The sequence below is a fragment of the Streptomyces sp. NPDC042259 genome, assembly GCF_055582085.1.
Window position 1 is genome coordinate 286545 of sequence record NZ_JBVJDW010000007.1, and the last position, 16222, is coordinate 302766.

General features: G+C 71.2%; 15 protein-coding genes. 7 read left to right on the plus strand and 8 right to left on the minus strand.

From position 1 onward, the window contains the following. Positions 1-7 precede the first annotated feature (7 nt). The 3 genes from ACZ6MA_RS21085 to ACZ6MA_RS21095 all read left to right on the plus strand — a co-directional run bounded on the left by ACZ6MA_RS21085 (position 8) and on the right by ACZ6MA_RS21095 (position 3073). Positions 8-451: a GlcG/HbpS family heme-binding protein gene (locus tag ACZ6MA_RS21085; protein ID WP_469435415.1), complete on the plus strand. Its 444-nt coding sequence runs from the start codon at positions 8-10 to the stop codon at positions 449-451. An 88-nt stretch (positions 452-539) separates the two neighbouring features. Then, on the plus strand, positions 540-1190 hold the full coding sequence (locus ACZ6MA_RS21090) for an HAD family hydrolase (protein WP_469435416.1): 651 nt from the start codon (positions 540-542) through the stop codon (positions 1188-1190). Between the two features lie 266 nt (positions 1191-1456). Further along, a complete protein-coding gene (locus ACZ6MA_RS21095; protein ID WP_469435417.1) occupies positions 1457-3073 on the plus strand; it encodes a globin domain-containing protein in 1617 nt (538 codons plus the stop codon). A gap of 17 nt (positions 3074-3090) precedes the next feature. On the opposite strand, the gene ACZ6MA_RS21100 is transcribed toward ACZ6MA_RS21095, so the two are convergent. The 4 genes from ACZ6MA_RS21100 to ACZ6MA_RS21115 all read right to left on the minus strand — a co-directional run bounded on the left by ACZ6MA_RS21100 (position 3091) and on the right by ACZ6MA_RS21115 (position 6453). Next, entirely contained in the window at positions 3091-3597 is a 507-nt protein-coding gene (locus ACZ6MA_RS21100; protein WP_469435418.1) for an NUDIX domain-containing protein, read from the minus strand. Positions 3598-3684: 87 nt separating this feature from the next. Beyond that, positions 3685-4581: a LysR family transcriptional regulator gene (locus ACZ6MA_RS21105; protein WP_469435419.1), complete on the minus strand. Its 897-nt coding sequence runs from the start codon at positions 4579-4581 to the stop codon at positions 3685-3687. Between the two features lie 305 nt (positions 4582-4886). Beyond that, a complete protein-coding gene (locus ACZ6MA_RS21110; protein WP_469435420.1) occupies positions 4887-6059 on the minus strand; it encodes a cystathionine gamma-lyase in 1173 nt (390 codons plus the stop codon). 13 nt (positions 6060-6072) lie between these two features. Further along, positions 6073-6453, minus strand: coding sequence for a phage holin family protein (locus ACZ6MA_RS21115; protein ID WP_469435421.1), 381 nt, complete (start codon positions 6451-6453; stop codon positions 6073-6075). 63 nt (positions 6454-6516) lie between these two features. Here ACZ6MA_RS21115 and ACZ6MA_RS21120 point away from each other — a divergent pair, with 63 nt between their 5' ends. From ACZ6MA_RS21120 to ACZ6MA_RS21130, 3 genes are all read left to right on the plus strand, one after another. Further along, the gene (locus ACZ6MA_RS21120; RefSeq protein ID WP_469435422.1) at positions 6517-6834 is read left to right on the plus strand and encodes a cupin domain-containing protein; all 318 of its coding nucleotides are present in this window, start codon (positions 6517-6519) and stop codon (positions 6832-6834) included. Between the two features lie 163 nt (positions 6835-6997). Next, positions 6998-7216 carry a DUF5326 family protein gene (locus ACZ6MA_RS21125; RefSeq protein WP_469435423.1) on the plus strand — a complete coding sequence of 73 codons (219 nt, stop codon included), beginning with the start codon at positions 6998-7000 and terminating at the stop codon, positions 7214-7216. A gap of 748 nt (positions 7217-7964) precedes the next feature. Then, positions 7965-8411, plus strand: coding sequence for an SsgA family sporulation/cell division regulator (locus ACZ6MA_RS21130; protein WP_130878532.1), 447 nt, complete (start codon positions 7965-7967; stop codon positions 8409-8411). Positions 8412-8806: 395 nt separating this feature from the next. On the opposite strand, the gene ACZ6MA_RS21135 is transcribed toward ACZ6MA_RS21130, so the two are convergent. Continuing rightward, positions 8807-10156 (minus strand): YibE/F family protein, encoded by a 1350-nt coding sequence (locus ACZ6MA_RS21135; protein WP_469435496.1) that lies wholly within the window; start codon positions 10154-10156, stop codon positions 8807-8809. A 183-nt stretch (positions 10157-10339) separates the two neighbouring features. Here ACZ6MA_RS21135 and thiC point away from each other — a divergent pair, with 183 nt between their 5' ends. After that, on the plus strand, positions 10340-12097 hold the full coding sequence (gene thiC, locus ACZ6MA_RS21140) for a phosphomethylpyrimidine synthase ThiC (RefSeq protein ID WP_469435424.1): 1758 nt from the start codon (positions 10340-10342) through the stop codon (positions 12095-12097). 212 nt (positions 12098-12309) lie between these two features. Here the strand turns inward: thiC and ACZ6MA_RS21145 are convergent, their stop codons facing one another. The 3 genes from ACZ6MA_RS21145 to ACZ6MA_RS21155 form a co-directional block, all read right to left on the minus strand. Continuing rightward, positions 12310-13218, minus strand: a complete 909-nt coding sequence (locus ACZ6MA_RS21145) for a hypothetical protein (RefSeq protein WP_469435425.1) — start codon at positions 13216-13218, stop codon at positions 12310-12312. A gap of 180 nt (positions 13219-13398) precedes the next feature. Further along, positions 13399-14484: a metallophosphoesterase gene (locus tag ACZ6MA_RS21150; RefSeq protein WP_469435426.1), complete on the minus strand. Its 1086-nt coding sequence runs from the start codon at positions 14482-14484 to the stop codon at positions 13399-13401. A gap of 420 nt (positions 14485-14904) precedes the next feature. Then, positions 14905-16017: a LacI family DNA-binding transcriptional regulator gene (locus ACZ6MA_RS21155; protein WP_469435427.1), complete on the minus strand. Its 1113-nt coding sequence runs from the start codon at positions 16015-16017 to the stop codon at positions 14905-14907. Positions 16018-16222 lie beyond the last annotated feature (205 nt).

The following is a 16222-nucleotide window of genomic DNA, read 5'->3' on the forward strand; positions in this document are numbered from 1 at the left end:
ACTTCCCATGACCGTCACCCACACCGAGGCCGCGGCCCCCGTCCGACCGCTCACCACCCACGACGCGGACGCCCTCGTCGCCGCCGTGCGCCGGGCCGCCGACGAGCAGGGCCTGCGGATCGCCGTCACCGTCCTCGACGCGGGCGGTCACCCGCTGGCCTTCCGCCGGGACGACCGGGCCGTCCTGATCGCGGGGGAGACGAGCACGCGGAAGGCGTTCACCGCGTTGCAGCTCGACGCGCCGACCGCCGATGTGGTCGACGCCGTCCAGCCCGGCGGCCCCTTCCACACCCTGCCGACCGCTCTCGACCGTCCGCTCCTCTTCATCGCCGGGGGCGTGCCCCTGCACCGGGACGGGCGGCTCGTCGGCGCGATCGGTGTCGGTGGCGGTGCGCCCGAGCAGGATCACCACCTCGCGGTGTCGGCGATCGGGTCCGTGCTGGGCGACTGATCGTCGGCCCCGGGGAGGGCGGGGGCAGGCGGGGCACCGGCCTGGTCAGCGCCGTTTCCGGCGTCGGGCCCCGCCTATCCTCGGCCCCATGACCAGACTGCATGTGTTCGACCTCGACGGCACGCTGATGTACGGATCGGCGGCGGCGATCGAGATATCCCGGCAGCTCGGTGTGGAGCGGGAGATCGCCGAGCTGGAGCGGGAGTTCGCGGAGGGGAAGCTGATGCCCCCGCGGTTCGCGGCGCTGGCCGTCGAGCTGTGGGCGGACCTGACCGAGGCGCAGGTGGCGGCCGCGTTCGAGGGCGCGCCCTGGCTCGCGGGCATCCGGGAGGTCTGGGCGGACATCCAGGCGCGGGGCGAACGCTGCGCGGTGATCTCCCTTTCGCCCGGTTTCTTCGTGGAGCGCCTGCTCACCTGGGGTGCCGACGCGGCCCACGGCTCGCTCTGGCCCGCGGTGCCGTTCAGCGAGCCGGTGAACCCGGCGGGCATCCTCGACGCGGCGGCCAAGGTGCGGATCGCGGACGAGCTGTGTGCGAAGTTCGGCCTGAGCCGGGGCGACTGCGTGGCCTACGGGGACTCGATGTCGGATGTGCGCCTGTTCGAGGCGGTCCCGGTGTCGGTGGCCGTCAACGCGGACCACCACGTGCGGGACGTCGCCGTGCACGCCTACACCGGACGCGACCTCCGGGAGGCGTACGAACTGGTGCGAAGGCAGGCGTCATCGAGGCCAGCCTTGTGAAGGGCTCATGCCGTGTAGGGTCAACGCCGCCGGGCCCTCCGTCACTTGGCGGCCACGTGGCCGCCGGCAGGGTGGGAAATGCTTCAGCTTAACCCCAACAGGCCCACTGGCACTGGGACTTCCGGCTAATCGCCCGTAGTCGGGTCAGACGGTGGCATGCTACGCGGACTGGTACAGCGGCCCGAGGCAAATCGGGGAATCGCGGCACTTTCCGGCTCCGGCGGGAGTGCGAACACCGACCGAGAGATGTTCGAGGCGAGGCACTGATGGATGCTCCGACCCCAACGTCGGCCGATGGAGGCTCGTTCGGCACCGCGGGTGAGCGGGGCTGGTTCACCCCACCGCGTCCCGTACCGGACGCCTCGGCGCCGGAGCCGTCACGGGGGGAGCCGCCCGAGCGATCCGACGGGGCCGGGGACCATCCGGCCGGGTGGGAGCCCGTGGCGCGCGCGGCGGTGCCGGAGGGCGAGCGGGACCCCGGCTACGCCCCCGCCCCGCCGATCAGCGCGGTATGGCGACCGGCGCCACCGCCCCCGGTGGCGCCTTCGAGTCGGTGGGCGCCCCTGTACCGGTCGGGGTACCCCTCACCAGCTCGGGCGGAGCCGCCCGGGCCGCCGCCCGAACCGTCTCATCGACAGGGCCGCCCCGATCCGCAGGACCGGCCAGGGCAGCGGACGCACGCCGGACGGCAGGCCCCGCCCGATCGACATGCTCCACCCGGTCAACTGCCGGTCCGTCCCACCGGATCGGCGCCCTCGCCGGACACCCTGCTGATACGCCGCACCCTGGCCGCGATCGAGCCCGTCGCCGACAAGACCACTTCGTACTTCTACGCGCTGCTCTTCGTCCGCCACCCCGATCTGCGGGCCCTGTTCCCCGTCGCGATGGACGTCCAGCGCGACCGTCTGTTCAAGGCGCTGCTGACCGCCGCCGAACACGCCGACGACACCGCGACGCTCACCGCCTACCTCTCCCACCTCGGCCGTGGACACCGTAAATACGGCACGCTGCCCGAGCACTACCCGGCCGTCGGCGAGTGCCTGATCGCCGCCCTCACCCGCTTCGCGTCGGACATCTGGAGCGAGGCCGCGGAGGCCGCCTGGGTGCGCGTCTACACGACCGTTTCCCAGATCATGATCGACGCGGCCGCCGAGGACGAGCGCAGCTCCCCCGCCTGGTGGCAGGCCGAGGTCGTCGGCCACGAGCTGCGCACGCGGGACATCGCCGTCGTGACCGTACGGCCCGAGCAGCCCTACCCTTTCCTCGCCGGGCAGTACACCACCCTGGAAACGCCCTGGTGGCCGCGTGTCTGGCGGAACTACTCCTTCTCGGCCGCCCCCCGCCCGGACGGTCTGCTCTCCTTCCATGTGAAGGCCGTACCGGCCGGCTGGGTGTCCAACGCCCTGGTCCATCACGCCCGCCCCGGTGACGTCCTGCGCCTCGGGCCCCCCGCCGGTTCCATGATTGTCGACCACACCACCGACAACGGGCTGTTGTGCCTGGGAGGCGGTACCGGCATCGCACCGATCAAGGCGCTCGTGGAGGACGTCGCGGCACACGGCCGCCGTCGTCCGGTCGAGGTCTTCTACGGCGCCCGGCACGACGACGACCTCTACGACATCGACACCATGCTCGGCCTCCAGCGGTCCCACCCGTGGCTGTCGGTCCGCCCCGTCGTCTCCGACGGCCCCACGCGGCGCCTGAGCGGCCAGCTCACCCACATCGTGCGCGAGTACGGGCCGTGGCCCGCCTACGACGCCTACCTGTCCGGCCCGCCGGGCATGATCCGCAGCGGTGTCGACACCCTCGTCGGCGTCGGCATACCGTCCCACCGAATACGGCACGACGGGATCGACGAGCCGATGACGGCGCCGACGGGCTGAGCGCGGCCGGACACCGCTCAGCCGAGGTCGTCCGCGAGCAGCGCCCGCACGCCTTCGATGTTCGCCTCCAGATACGCGCGCAGCGACGGCGGCACCATCTCCACGGAGGTGACGCCTTCCCTGGTGAAGGGGATGCGCACCACCTCGTACGTCCCGCACGGCTCGTCCACCTCCGGGCCGTGCCGCCGGGAGAGGTCCATCGTCGCGAGTCGGCAGACGAAGAAGTGCTGCACCTTCACGCCGTGCGCGGCGTGGTGGAGGGAGTGCGAGACGGTGTCGACGAAGGCGGGGACGACGTCGAAGACCTTCGCGCCCAGCTCCTCGTCGACCTCGCGGTGCAGCGCGGCGACGACGGTCGCGTCCTCCGGCTCCACACCGCCGCCCGGGGTGATCCAATACGGATCCTCGCCGGGCTTCGTCCGTTTGATGAGGATCATCTGAAGTTCGGAGTGGGGCGTGGTGCCGGTGTCGCCGTCGAGCAGGATGGCACGGGCGGTGCGCTTGACCACTGGCCGTTCGGTCATACGGGACATCTGCCGCACGAGAGCCCGGGCGAAACCCTTTCCCGCCAACCCCTTTCTCGCCAGTTCGCACCGGAGCCCGGTGGCTGCTCACCAGGACACGGCGGCGCGCAGCAGCCACTCGTGCACCCGGGCCAGGTGGGGGTGGGCGAGCGTGCCGGTCCGTACGACCAGGAAATACGTGCGCAGCGGGGGTACGGGCGGGTCGAGCAGGGACACGATCTCGCCCGTGTCGAGGGCGTCGGCGCACAGATACCTGGGCAGGACGCCGAGCCCCGCCCCGGCGGCCACGCAGGCGAGCACGGCCCGGAGGTCGGGCACGACGACGGTGCCGGCGGTGATGGGCTCGCTGTCGAAGACGGCGGCCCAGTAGCGCGCCACGAACGGCAGCGACTCGTGCACCTCGACCACCGGCAGGTGCTCCAGCGCCCGTACCCCTTTGTCCCGCACGACGGCCGCCCCGCCGAGCCGGGCCGCCCAGCGCGGCGCCGCGACCAGCACGTGCTCCTCGTCGCAGAGCGGGGTGGCCGTCAGCAGCCGGCCGCGTGGTCGTGAGGTGGTGACCGCCAGATCGTGGTGGCCCGCCGCGAGCGGCTCGAAGAGGTCCTCCGCGATGCCTTGCGCCGCCCGCACGGTCAGTCCCTGCGCCACGAGCGGCGTGAGCGCGGGCAGCACCCGCACGGCGATGAACTCCGGCGGTCCGGCCAGGTGCAATGTGCGGTTGGCCCACTGTTCGTCGAGATCGGTCTCGGTGATCTCCAGCAGCGCGTCGACATGCGGCGCGATCTTGTGGGCGAGTTCGTCCCCGATGCTCGTGGGACTCACCCCCCGCGCCTGCCTGACGAACAACGGCCGCCCCAACTGCTTCTCCAGGGACCGGATCTGACCGGTGACGGCGGGCTGGGACAGCCCGAGCAACACGGCGGCACGGGTGAACGACCCGGCCCGGTGCACCGTGACGAACGTGCGTAAGAGGGCCAGATCCATGTCTTCTCCCCGGCTCGCCGCCAACCGCTCGTATCGGAACTATAAATAAGTCGATAGGGCTGTGTCGCTAGCGTGATTGGACACTGACGCAGAGTCAACTAGCCTTGGTCGCGCGGTTCCTCGCGCGTCGGAACCGCGACGGCTCGAGCCAAGAGGGGGGAGGCTCGAGCCGTCCCCATGCCGGGGGCTTCCGGGGAGGACACCGCCTGTGCGGCGGTGGTGTCGGCACCACGGGCGCGCAGTGCCGACAGGCCCGCCCCCCGCCGGGCCCCAGCCGTGGCGCGGGCCGTCGTTCCGCGTGGCGTTCAAGCTCCCGGCGCTTGTGCGAGGTTCAGTGCGGTCAGCACGTCGTCGACGAGATCCTGCGTGTCCTCGACGCCCACCGAGAAGCGGATGAAGCCTTCCGGGACCGCGTCACCGCCCCAGCGGCCGCGGCGTTCCGCCGTCGACCGCACCCCGCCGAAGCTCGTCGCTTCGTCGACAAGTCGCAGCGCGGCCAGAAATCGCTCCGCGTGGGCCCGGTCCGGGAGGGTGAAGGAGACCACGCAGCCGAACCGGCCGCCGTGCATCTGGCGCAGGGCCACCGCGTGCGCGGGGTCGTCCGGCAAGCCCGGGTGGCGCACGGCGGTTACTTCGCGCCGGTCGTGCAGGGCGCGTGCGAGAGCGAGGGCACTGGCCGCCTGCCGGTCCACGCGGAGCTGGAGGGTGGCGAGGGAGCGGTGGGCGAGCCAGGCCTCCATGGGGCCCGGGATGGCTCCCGTGGTCTTGCGCCAGGCCCGTACGGCCGCCGCCAGCTCGGGGTCCAGTGTGGTCACATAGCCCAGGAGCAGATCACCGTGGCCCGTGAGGGCCTTGGTGCCGCTGGCGACCGAGAAGTCCGCGCCCAGCTCCAGCGGGCGCTGCGCGAGGGGCGTGGCGAGGGTGTTGTCGACGGCGACCAGGACCCCGCGGCTGCGCGCGGCGTCGGCGAGCCGGCGGATGTCGCAGACGTCGAGCCCCGGGTTCGAGGGCGTCTCGATCCACAGCAGACGCGCGCCGTCCAGGGCGCCCAGTTGGGCGTCACCGGCGGTCGGCGCGGTGCGGACCGTGATCCCGAAGGACTCCAGGCGTGCGCGCAGGGCGGGCAGCAGCTGGTAGCCGTCATCGGGCAGGACCGCCGTGTCGCCCGGGCGCAGCTGGGAGAGGAGCACGGCCGAGACCGCCGCCATGCCGGACGGGAAGGTGATCGTCTCGGCCGGACTGCCGGCCGGGCCCCCGGCCTGATCCCCCGGCGGATCGCCCGCCGGGTGTTCCAGCTCGCTGATCGCCCGCTCCAGCGCCGTCCACGTCGGGTTTCCCTCGCGGCCGTAGGTGTACGGGCCCGCGACCTCGCCCGGCAGGTGGTAGTGGGCGGCGAAGGAGGGGCCCGGCAGCGCCGGCTCGTTCGCCCGTGGCTCCGGCAGGCCCGCCCGTACGGCCCTCGTCCCGTCTCCGGTCATGCGCGTTCCCCCGTCAGTCCTGCTCGTCCGGCAGGATCACATGCATCGCCCAGGCCACGATCGAGATGATCAGACCACCGACCAGCGCCGTCCAGAAGCCTTCGACATGGAAGGCCAGGTCCAGTTGCTTCGCGAACCACGAGGTCAGCAACAGCATCAACGCGTTGATCACCAACGTGATGAGGCCGAGCGTGAGGATGAAGAGCGGCAGGGACAGCAGCTTCACGATCGGCTTCACCACGAAGTTGACCACGCCGAAGAGGAGCGCGACGGCGATCAGCGTCAGCACCTTGCGCGCGGTGTTCTCCCCGGACAGCGTGATGCCCTTGAGCAGCCAGATCGCGACCGCCATGGCCGCCGCATTGGCGATCGTCTTGACTACGAAATTCTTCATGATGAGATCGTTGCAGACGGGATCGTCCCGGTGAGGATCGGCACTGCGAGGGGTGAACGACGGATGAAGGCGTTCCGGCTGGACGAGCTGGAAGCGGAGCGGGCCGCCAACGAGGGCGCTTATCTCCAGTTCCTGCGCGAGAAGAACATGTCGGTCGGGCTGTACGCGCTGGACGCCGGTGACGCGGACCCGCAGCGCCCGCACGCCCAGGACGAGGTGTACCTGGTGATCAGCGGCCGGGCCTCGATCACGGTGGGGCTGGAGACCACCGAGGTCGCGCGGGGCAGCGTCGTCTACGTACCGGCCGGGGTGGCGCACAAGTTCCACCACATCAGCGAGGATCTCCGGGTCGTGGTCGTCTTCTCTCCGCCTGAGAGCTGACCCCGCCCCCGGCCTACCCGTAGGGGGACGTTCAGGGATGGACGGGGGCTGTGGGCACCCCACGGACCCACCGGTCCGTCCTAGCATCGGAAACAGGCCGGATCATCCGGCTCCGGACGGACGCGTGAACCGTGCGGACTCGTGAGCGGAAAGCAGGGACGACATGGCCGAGAAGGGGATATTCGAAGGACTGCCCTGGTGGGTGAAGTGGATCGCCGTGCCGGTCCTGGTGCTCGCCGTGTTCGGCAGCCTGATCGTCAGTGTGCTCGGTTTCGTGCTCACCTTCGCCTTCAAGCTGCTGCTGCTCGCGGCGCTGGTCGGCGGTCTGGTCCTCGTCGTCAAGAAGTTCACCTCCTCCTCGTCCTCGAAGGGCGACTGGTAGCCGGCGGCGGGCCCGCCCCGGGGGGCCGGCTCCGGGGGCCGGGCGGGCGGGTCGTGGCGTGCGCACCTCGGCTGCGCGGCGGTGGCCCCGGGCACCGGACGGGCTGAGTGACCGGGCTCAGCCAAAACCATCCCGCCCGTCGCTTGCGGTCGCGCCCCAGGGCGCCCGCCCCGGTCCCGCCCCACGGCAATCCCGTCACGCGATTAACTCGCGAGGCGGGTTTTTCCGTTTTCTGGCTTACGCCCATCTGCCGCGTGTCGCTTCGGGACTTCCGCCCGACGCGACCCATCCGTCACACGGAGTCAACTCGACGAAGCGGACTTGCGGGATCATCCCTCCCTCTTCCCGGTATATCCCTTGATGCGGCACAGTGTGGGGGAGAAGTACCCTCTGCTCCACCGCGAGACCACCCCGCCGTAACGTCAACCGGAGCGCGAGGCAAGGGAATACGCCCTCGTCACGCGCTTGCCGCCGCCTTTGCCGACTACCCGAACCCGTCCCGGTTCGGCGTCAATGGATCCGGCGACTCTGGCGATTTCTCAACCGTCGAATCTCCCGGATCGACTCCTCCCTGTAGTCGAGTCGCTACGCTCCAGAGTCAGGAAGCTCGTATGCTCACTCACGATCTCTATCAGTATCTGAAAAATCACTCCTTGTGGTCTGGTAGGCGTTGTTGTCAGACTATGGCGCCAATAGGTTCATGGGGATCCAATCCCGGCCAAAACCGACATAGACGGGACATTGGGCGATGCGCGAAACAGTTCAGGCGGAAGTGATCATGACGTTCCTCGTCTCCGAGGAGCTGTCCTTCCGGATCCCGGTGGCGCTGGATTACGACAGCAGCGACCCCTACGCGGTGAAGTTCACCTTCCACCTTCCCGGCGACGCGCCTGTGACCTGGGCGTTCGCACGGGAGTTGCTGCTCGACGGGCTGAGCCAGCCGTCCGGTGAAGGCGATGTGCACATCTCGCCCGCCTCCGCCGAGCACCTGTCCGATGTCTTCATCCGGCTGCAAGTGGGCGGCGAAGGTGCGCTGTTCCGGGCCGGGGCCGCCGCCCTGGTGGCCTTCCTCGACCGGACCGACCGCATCGCCCCGCTCGGTGAGGAGCGATCCGTCGCCGACTTCGACTACGAGCTGGCCGCCGCGCTCGACAGCATCCTCGCCGGCAACCCCGAGGGGCAGAACGCCGGTTAACGGCCGGTCGCCCTCCTGGCCGGTCGCCTCCCGGCCGGTCGCCCTCCCGGCGGGCTTGTTCCCCTCCGGTGGGACCGAGCAGGTCATCGGGTTCGGCCCGATGGCCGGGACTTCCCCCGGTGACGGGGGCCCACCCGGGACGCGGCGCCGCGCCCATCGGCGCGAGCCCCGACGCGACCTCGCCCCCCGCCGGCACTCCCGTCCGCGCCCCCGTCGGCGCCCCATCGGCCTCCCGTCCGCGCCCCGGGCCGCGATCCCGCCGGCGCCCTCCCCGCCGCCGTCATGGGCGCACTCCCGCCGCCTCCCCGGCCGACCCCGAACGCGAGCACGCGCCGGGGCCCGGTCCCCGTGCCGTCGCCCGGCCGGCGTCCGTGCTCAGGCCGTTCGCCAGGGGGTCACTTCGCGCGGCGGCGTCGGCCGCCCTTGCCCCCGGAGCGCGCGCCGGGCCTCCCCTTGCCCTGGCCCTTCGCCGGGCCGCGGTCGGCGCTGACGACCAGCGCCGCCAGGGCCGTCGTCACCGGCACCGAGGCCACCAGCCCGATGCTGCCCACCAGCGTCCGTACGATCTCCTCCGCGACCAGCTCACTGGTCGCGACGGTGCCCACTCCCGCGTCCGCGATGGTGAACAGCAGCATCAGGGGCAGCGAGGCGCCCGCGTACGCCAGCACCAGCGTATTGACCACCGACGCGATGTGGTCCCGGCCGATCCGCATGGCGGATCCATACAGTTTGCGCCAACTCGCTCCCGGGTCGGCCTCCTTCAGCTCCCACACCGCCGACGTCTGCGTCACCGTCACATCGTCGAGGACACCCAGCGAACCGATGATGATCCCCGCCAGCAGCAGGCCCTGGATCTCGATCCGCGGGTAGAGCCCGTGCACCAGGGCCGTCTGGTCGTCCGTGTTGCCCGTCAGATGCGCCCAGTCCATGAACAGCGAGCCGAGCAGACCGATGACCACCAGCGACGTCAGCGTCCCCAGGACCGCCACGGACGTCCGGGCGGTGAGGCCGTGGCACATGTAGAGCGCGATGAGCATGATCGCGCTGCCGCCGACCACGGCGACCAGCAGCGGGTTCGAGCCCTGGAGGATCGCCGGGAGGATGAACATCGTCAGCACGCCGAAGCTGATCACCAGGGCGATCAACGCGAAGAGGCCGCGCAGCCGGCCGACGACCACGACCGCGAGTGCGAACAGCGCGGCGAGGAGGGCCATCGGCATCGTCCGGTCCACGTCCGTGACCGAATAGCGCAGATTCTCCGGGGCCTTCGGCGCGTGGGCGAGCACCACCTTCTGGCCCACGGAGTAGCGGCGGGAGGAGTCCGGGCGCAGGATCTCGGTGAAGGTCTTGCCCTTGTCGGGGCCCTCGGCGACCTCGATGGTCGCGGTCTCGCACGACCCCGGAGGAGGCTCCGGCGGACCGGAACCGCCCTGGCCACCGGGCCGCCCCTGCTGCGGCAGCGCGCCCACCTTGGCGCAATCGACCTCCTCGATCTTGACGACCCGGCCCGCCCGGGTCTGCTGATCGAGGCCCAGCCCGCTGGGCTTGTGCGCGGGCGCGCCGTCGGGCCAGAGCACGATCAGCCCGGTGACCACCGCGGCGGCGAACGGGATCAGCACCGCCGCGATCACCTTCCGCAGTTTCGCGGAGACGGGGGCGGCCGGGCCGTGGCTGTGCGAGTGGGAATGCGTGGGGGAGTGCGCGCGGGACTGGGGACTGCGGTCTGAGCTGGTCACGCCCCGCATCATCGCAAGCCCCACTGGTCCTCCGGACGGGGGAAGCGCTAGCGTGGTGCCACCTTTGCAATCGCGGGAGCTCGGAGCACCGGGCTGAGAGGGCGCTGACCTCCGTACGTACGCCGTGCGGAAGCCGCTGCGCCGACCGCCGAACCTGTTACCGGGTAATGCCGGCGTAGGGAGTCTGGTCTCATGACCTCGCAGGATGCACGCACGTCCGAAACCGGCCAGATCGGCTGGCACAAGGACTACGTGACCGGCTCGCGTCCGGACCTTCGGGTTCCGGTACGGCGGGTCCACCTCACCAACGGCCAGGACGTACGGCTGTACGACACGTCCGGCCCGTACACCGACCCGGCCGTCGAGACCGATGTCCGGCGCGGTCTCCTGCCACTGCGGGAGAACTGGATCGTCGGCCGGGGCGACACCGAGGAGTACGCGGGCCGCCCGATGCGGCCGGAGGACGACGGGCTCAAGCACACCTCGCCGCGCGGGGGCCTGAAGAACCTCGACGCGGTCTTCCCCGGCCGCCCCCGGCTGCCCCGCCGGGGCCGGTCCGGCACGGCCGTGACACAGCTCGCGTACGCCCGCCGCGGTGAGATCACCGAGGAGATGGAGTACGTGGCGCTCCGGGAGAACGTTTCTCCCGAGACGGTCCGCGAGGAGATCGCGGCGGGCCGGGCCGTGCTCCCGGCCAATGTGAACCACCCGGAGATCGAGCCGATGATCATCGGCAAGAAGTTCCTGGTGAAGGTCAACGCCAATATCGGCAACTCCGCCGTCACCTCATCCATCGAGGAGGAGGTCGAGAAGATGACCTGGGCGACCCGCTGGGGCGCCGACACGGTCATGGACCTCTCCACCGGCCGCAACATCCACACCACGCGCGAGTGGGTGCTGCGCAACTCCCCCGTGCCGATCGGCACCGTGCCGCTCTACCAGGCGCTGGAAAAGGTCGACGGCAAGGCCGAGGAACTGACCTGGGAGATCTACAAGGACACGGTCATCGAGCAGGCCGAGCAGGGCGTCGACTACATGACCGTCCACGCGGGCGTGCTGCTGCGCTACGTACCGCTGACCGCGCGCCGCAAGACCGGCATCGTCTCGCGCGGTGGCTCGATCATGGCGGCGTGGTGCCTGGCGCACCACAAGGAGTCGTTCCTGTACGAGAACTTCGAGGAGCTGTGCGAGATCCTCGCCTCCTACGACGTCACGTACTCCCTCGGCGACGGGCTGCGCCCCGGTTCGATCGCGGACGCCAACGACGAGGCGCAGTTCGCCGAGCTGAGGACGCTCGGCGAGCTGAACACGATCGCCAAGCGGCACAACGTCCAGACGATGATCGAGGGCCCGGGCCATGTCCCGATGCACAAGATCAAGGAGAACATCGACCTCCAGCAGGAGATCTGCGAGGAGGCGCCGTTCTACACGCTCGGCCCGCTGACGACCGATGTCGCGCCCGCGTACGACCACATCACCTCGGGGATCGGCGCGGCGATGATCGCGTGGTGGGGCACGGCGATGCTCTGCTACGTCACGCCGAAGGAGCACCTGGGCCTGCCGGACCGCGACGACGTGAAGACCGGTGTCATCACGTACAAGATCGCCGCGCATGCGGCGGACCTCGCCAAGGGGCACCCGGGCGCGCAGGAGTGGGACGACGCGCTGTCCGACGCGCGCTTCGAGTTCCGCTGGGAGGACCAGTTCAACCTGGCCCTCGACCCGGACACCGCGCGCGCCTTCCACGACGAGACGCTTCCGGCGGAGCCGGCGAAGACCGCGCACTTCTGTTCCATGTGCGGGCCGAAGTTCTGCTCGATGAAGATCTCGCAGGACATCCGGCGTGAGCACGGCGGGGACCTGGCCGTCGACCCGGAGGCGGGCATGGCGGAGAAGTCCAAGGAGTTCGCGGCGAGCGGCAACCGGGTCTATCTGCCGCTGGCCGACTGAGCCCGCACGTCCACGGGCTTCGGCCTTCGGTGTCCGGCGGATCTTCGGTTGCCGGCCGTCCTGGCCGCCTGCGGCGGCGGGCGCCCCGCGGGCGCGTCCTCAAGCGCCGGACGGGCTGCTGTGCTCTGTCCTCAACCGCCGGACGGGCTCAATCAAGCCCGTCCGGCGCTTGAGGACACCGCCGCCCGCCCGCATCGGCCGCCGGACAGGTCCTAGTCGGGCCGGTGGTCCGGGCCGCCGTAGTCGGGGCTGGTGAAGTCGGGGCGGGAGTAGCCCGGGCGGGGGCTGGGGGAGGACTCGTCGTCCGGGCTGGAGAAGCCGGGGCGGGAGTAGCCGAGGTTCGGGGTGCGGCTGTGGGGGTCGCGGATTCTGGGCGGGGGCGTGGGCGGAGGGGGCGAGGGGGCGGGCGGTGTGCGCGGTGTCACCGGGGCGTTGGCGAGGGACTCGCGCAGGAACGGCAGCATGCCGCGCTCCAGCAGCGCCTGCCGCCAGACCTCGCGGGCCCGCTCGGTGTCCTCGCCCAGCCGCAGGCCGCGCGCGTCCTGCGCCAGACCCGAGCCGTTGCGCAGGGCGGTGACCAGCATGCCGGCCATGGCGACGAACACCCCGGCGACCGTGAGGCCGGCGAACCACCAGCCGACCGTGATCATCGGGTCCGCCACCGCCTCGTTGGACGCGACCGTGCGCAGGACGTAGCCGACGAGGAGGAAGAGGAGCGCCGCGATCCCGGCGAGGACCGGGGCGAGTACGGCGAGCACCGCGCCGGCGCCCGCGCCGGCCGCCTCGGAGACGTCGCCGACGACGGTGAGCGGCGCGGCGACCCCGCCACCGCTGTCCCCCTCGCGGGCGCCGCCGCCGACCGGCTGGGGCAGTGCGGCATTGGAGGGCGCGCGCAGTTCTTCGCGCGCCTTCAGAAAGCTCTGGTATTCGTTCGCCGCACAGGCCGCGATGGCGGCCATGGCGTCCCGCGCCATCGTGCGGAGTTGTTCTGCGTCGAGCCGCTGTCCTATCGCGGCGGCCATTTCCGGGTCATGGTCTGCGGTACGCAACGCCTGGTCGAGGACGCGCTCGAATTCCGGGCGGTCCTCGGCCAGCAGGTGCGGAGCGCTGTTCATGTGCATCCCCCGATGCTCCGTAGGGCCTTGTCACCGGCTTGCACCGGCAGTGGGCGGAAACGGAGGAGAGCCTGCTACGGATAAGCCGATGGTAGAGCCGTTCTGTCGCGAGGTGACAGAGAGTTTGCCGAATCACCCCGCGCCAGTGGAACCCCGTACCTGCCCGTGCGCCGGTTCGCTGAATCCTCAGGCCCCCAGCGGAAGTTGCACCACCAGTAGCTTTCCGGCCATTGTGACCCCGCCGTCCATCGCGACCGCGAGCCCGTCGGCGTACAGGTGCGGGCCGTCGACGAGCGGGCCGCCGCCCTCCTCGCCGTCGGCGTCCTCGGTGCCGACCTCGCCCGTGAGGTACGGGATGGGGCTGTGGCCGTGCACGATGCGACCGCCGCCGTACGTCTCCAGCAGCTCCCGCACGGCCAGCGGGCCGGCCTCGTCGTCGCGGAAGGCGAACCGCTTGGTGAACTTGCGGAACAGGTCCCAGACCTCGTCCGGGTCGTTGCGCTGCAGGGCCTCGGTGACGGCGTCGTTGACGGCCTCGATGGAGTCGCCGTAGTCGAGGTAGGCGGTGGTGTCGGAGTGCACGAGCAGGTGCCCGTCCTCCTCGGCCATCGCGTCGAGCCGGGACATCCACTGCATGTGGTGGTCCTCGAGCCGCTCCATGTCGGTGCGCTGGCCGCCGTTGAGCAGCCAGGCCGCCTGGAAGGAGGCGGTGCCCGCACCGGACTGGACGGGGGTGTCGGCGAACCGCTTGGCGCCGATGAGCAGCAGCTCGTGGTTGCCCATGAGGGCCTTGCAGTAGCCGCCGGCGGCCGCGGCCTCGGCGGACAGCCGCATGACGAGGTCGATGACCCCGACGCCGTCCGGGCCGCGGTCGGTGAAGTCGCCGAGGAACCACAGCCGGGCGTTGCCCGCGGCCCACTGGCCGTTCGCGTCGATGAGCCCCTGGGCGGCGAGCGCCTCGTAGAGCTCGTCGAGGTAGCCGTGGACGTCGCCGACGACGAACAGCGGGCCGGGGCCGCCGGGCACGGCCGGTGCCTGGGGGTCGGTGAGCGGCGTCAGCTTGACCGTCGGCAGGTCGCGAGGGGCGGCACCCGGGCCGATGACCGGCAGGTCACGGGCGGTCGGGGTGTAGCCCGGGGGGTACTCCGAGGGCGGCTCCACGGGCGGGGCCGCGTGGGCGTACCCGGGCATGGGAGGCGGCGCGGCGTACCCGGGGAAGGGCGGCACCGCCGCCGTGGTCCGTACGGGTCCCTGACCGGCCCCCTGAGTCATCGACCCCTCCACCATCGCGCCGCCGTGCACCTTGTGGACCTTGCCTGGTCGACGGCGGTCCGTGGTGTCGTGCGCCCATCATAGGAATGACCGTCGTGGCTTGTGCACGCACCAGGGGCTGCCAATCGAGGAGGACGGCCGAGGTCGCCGGTCATTTCTCCCCAATTGGGTCGTTCGCTCCCCTTGGCGGGGGCCTGGAGAAGCCGTCCGGGGGGTTGGTGACGGACCTCTCCTGTGGCCGACGGATCCCTGCCGTGGCCGATATACGCCGTTGTCACGGCGTTTCCGCTCGGTCTTCGCTCGGTCCGCTCGGTCCGCGGGTTCCGTCGGGGTGCGGTCTCCGGTTCTTCGGCCCAGTGCTCGGGTTGACCGTTCAGGGCTTCGGGTGACCGGCTCGTGTGGTGGGTTGACCGGCTGCGGTCAGGGCGTGGCGGGGCCGCGCGGCGGACTGATGGTGGTGCGGGGCGGGCGGCGCTCGGAGGAGGTGCGCACGATCAGCTCCGTCGGTATGACCTGCTCCACCGGCTGCCCGGTGTCGAGTCCCTCGATGGCGTCGATGAGGAGCTGGACGACGGCCGTGCCGATGCGCCGCGGCTTGAGCGAGAGGGTGGTGACGGGCGGCTCGGTGGTGGCGTAGACCGTGGACTCGCTGCAGCAGACGAGCAGCAGGTCCTCCGGCACCCGCAGGCCGTAGCGCCGGGCGGCGGCGAGCAGGTCGGTGCCGTTGGGGTCGAACAGGCCGTACACGGCGTCGGGCCGGTCGGGGCGGGCGAGCAGCCGGTCGGCGGCCACCGCCCCGGCGCAGGGGTCGTGGGCGGGGTACTCCTCGTAGACCGGGTCCTGGCCCACCCGCTCGCACCAGTGCAGATAGGCGGTGGTGGAGAGCCGGGTGTAGGTGTCGGTGGTGGTCCCGGTCAGCAGCCCGATGCGCCGGGCGCCGGCGGCGGCGAGGTGGTCGAGGATGCCGAGCACGGCCGCCTCGTGGTCGTTGTCCACCCAGGCGGTGACGGGGAGGGTGCCGGCGGGGCGGCCGTCGGAGACGACGGGGATGCCCTGGCGGACCAGATCGGAGACCACGGGGTCGTGGTCGGAGGGGTCGACGACGACGGTGCCGTCGAGGGCGACGTTGGACCACACGTCGTGTCGGGAGGTCGCGGGGAGGATGACCAGGGCGTAGCCGCGGGCGAGGGCGGCGGAGGTGGCGGCCCTGGCCATCTCGGCGAAGTACGCGAACTCGGTGAAGGTGAAAGGTTCATCCCCGTACGTGGTCACGGTCAGGCCGATGAGCCCCGACTTGCCCGTGCGGAGGGTGCGGGCGGCGGCCGACGGGCGGTAGCCCAGCCGGTCGGCGACCTCGCGGACATGGCGGCGGGTGGCGTCCGGTAGCCGGCCCTTGCCGTTGAGCGCGTCGGAGACCGTCGTGATCGACACCCCGGCGGCGGCGGCCACGTCCCGGATACCCGCACGGCCCTGCCGGCTGCCTCTGCGGGAGAGGTCGGTCCGGCTCACCTGGTGCTTCCCTGCTGCTGTCATGGCGAGCCGATAGTAGGGCTCGGTTGGTCCGTTGGCGGGGATCCGGTTTTCGCTGTTGACAGCAACGTTTCTGCACGGTCGCGTCCCCGTAATGACCATGGAAACAAAGACAGTTGGGGGACGTCATAAGGGCCCACGCGCCTCTGGCATATCCGCGTCTCGTGAATGGTTCAGGTCTCGAAGAGGTCTCAACTCACCTTCACGA

Excerpts from the sequence above, each read along its gene's own strand:
- ACZ6MA_RS21085 (WP_469435415.1), top strand. The coding sequence starts at position 8 with ATGACCGTCACCCACACCGAGGCCGCGGCCCCCGTCCGACCGCTCACC.
- ACZ6MA_RS21090 (WP_469435416.1), top strand. The coding sequence starts at position 540 with ATGACCAGACTGCATGTGTTCGACCTCGACGGCACGCTGATGTACGGA.
- ACZ6MA_RS21095 (WP_469435417.1), top strand. The coding sequence starts at position 1,457 with ATGGATGCTCCGACCCCAACGTCGGCCGATGGAGGCTCGTTCGGCACC.
- ACZ6MA_RS21100 (WP_469435418.1), bottom strand. The coding sequence starts at position 3,597 with ATGACCGAACGGCCAGTGGTCAAGCGCACCGCCCGTGCCATCCTGCTC.
- ACZ6MA_RS21105 (WP_469435419.1), bottom strand. The coding sequence starts at position 4,581 with ATGGATCTGGCCCTCTTACGCACGTTCGTCACGGTGCACCGGGCCGGG.
- ACZ6MA_RS21110 (WP_469435420.1), bottom strand. The coding sequence starts at position 6,059 with ATGACCGGAGACGGGACGAGGGCCGTACGGGCGGGCCTGCCGGAGCCA.
- ACZ6MA_RS21115 (WP_469435421.1), bottom strand. The coding sequence starts at position 6,453 with ATGAAGAATTTCGTAGTCAAGACGATCGCCAATGCGGCGGCCATGGCG.
- ACZ6MA_RS21120 (WP_469435422.1), top strand. The coding sequence starts at position 6,517 with ATGAAGGCGTTCCGGCTGGACGAGCTGGAAGCGGAGCGGGCCGCCAAC.
- ACZ6MA_RS21125 (WP_469435423.1), top strand. The coding sequence starts at position 6,998 with ATGGCCGAGAAGGGGATATTCGAAGGACTGCCCTGGTGGGTGAAGTGG.
- ACZ6MA_RS21130 (WP_130878532.1), top strand. The coding sequence starts at position 7,965 with ATGCGCGAAACAGTTCAGGCGGAAGTGATCATGACGTTCCTCGTCTCC.
- ACZ6MA_RS21135 (WP_469435496.1), bottom strand. The coding sequence starts at position 10,156 with ATGCGGGGCGTGACCAGCTCAGACCGCAGTCCCCAGTCCCGCGCGCAC.
- thiC (WP_469435424.1), top strand. The coding sequence starts at position 10,340 with ATGACCTCGCAGGATGCACGCACGTCCGAAACCGGCCAGATCGGCTGG.
- ACZ6MA_RS21145 (WP_469435425.1), bottom strand. The coding sequence starts at position 13,218 with ATGCACATGAACAGCGCTCCGCACCTGCTGGCCGAGGACCGCCCGGAA.
- ACZ6MA_RS21150 (WP_469435426.1), bottom strand. The coding sequence starts at position 14,484 with ATGACTCAGGGGGCCGGTCAGGGACCCGTACGGACCACGGCGGCGGTG.
- ACZ6MA_RS21155 (WP_469435427.1), bottom strand. The coding sequence starts at position 16,017 with ATGACAGCAGCAGGGAAGCACCAGGTGAGCCGGACCGACCTCTCCCGC.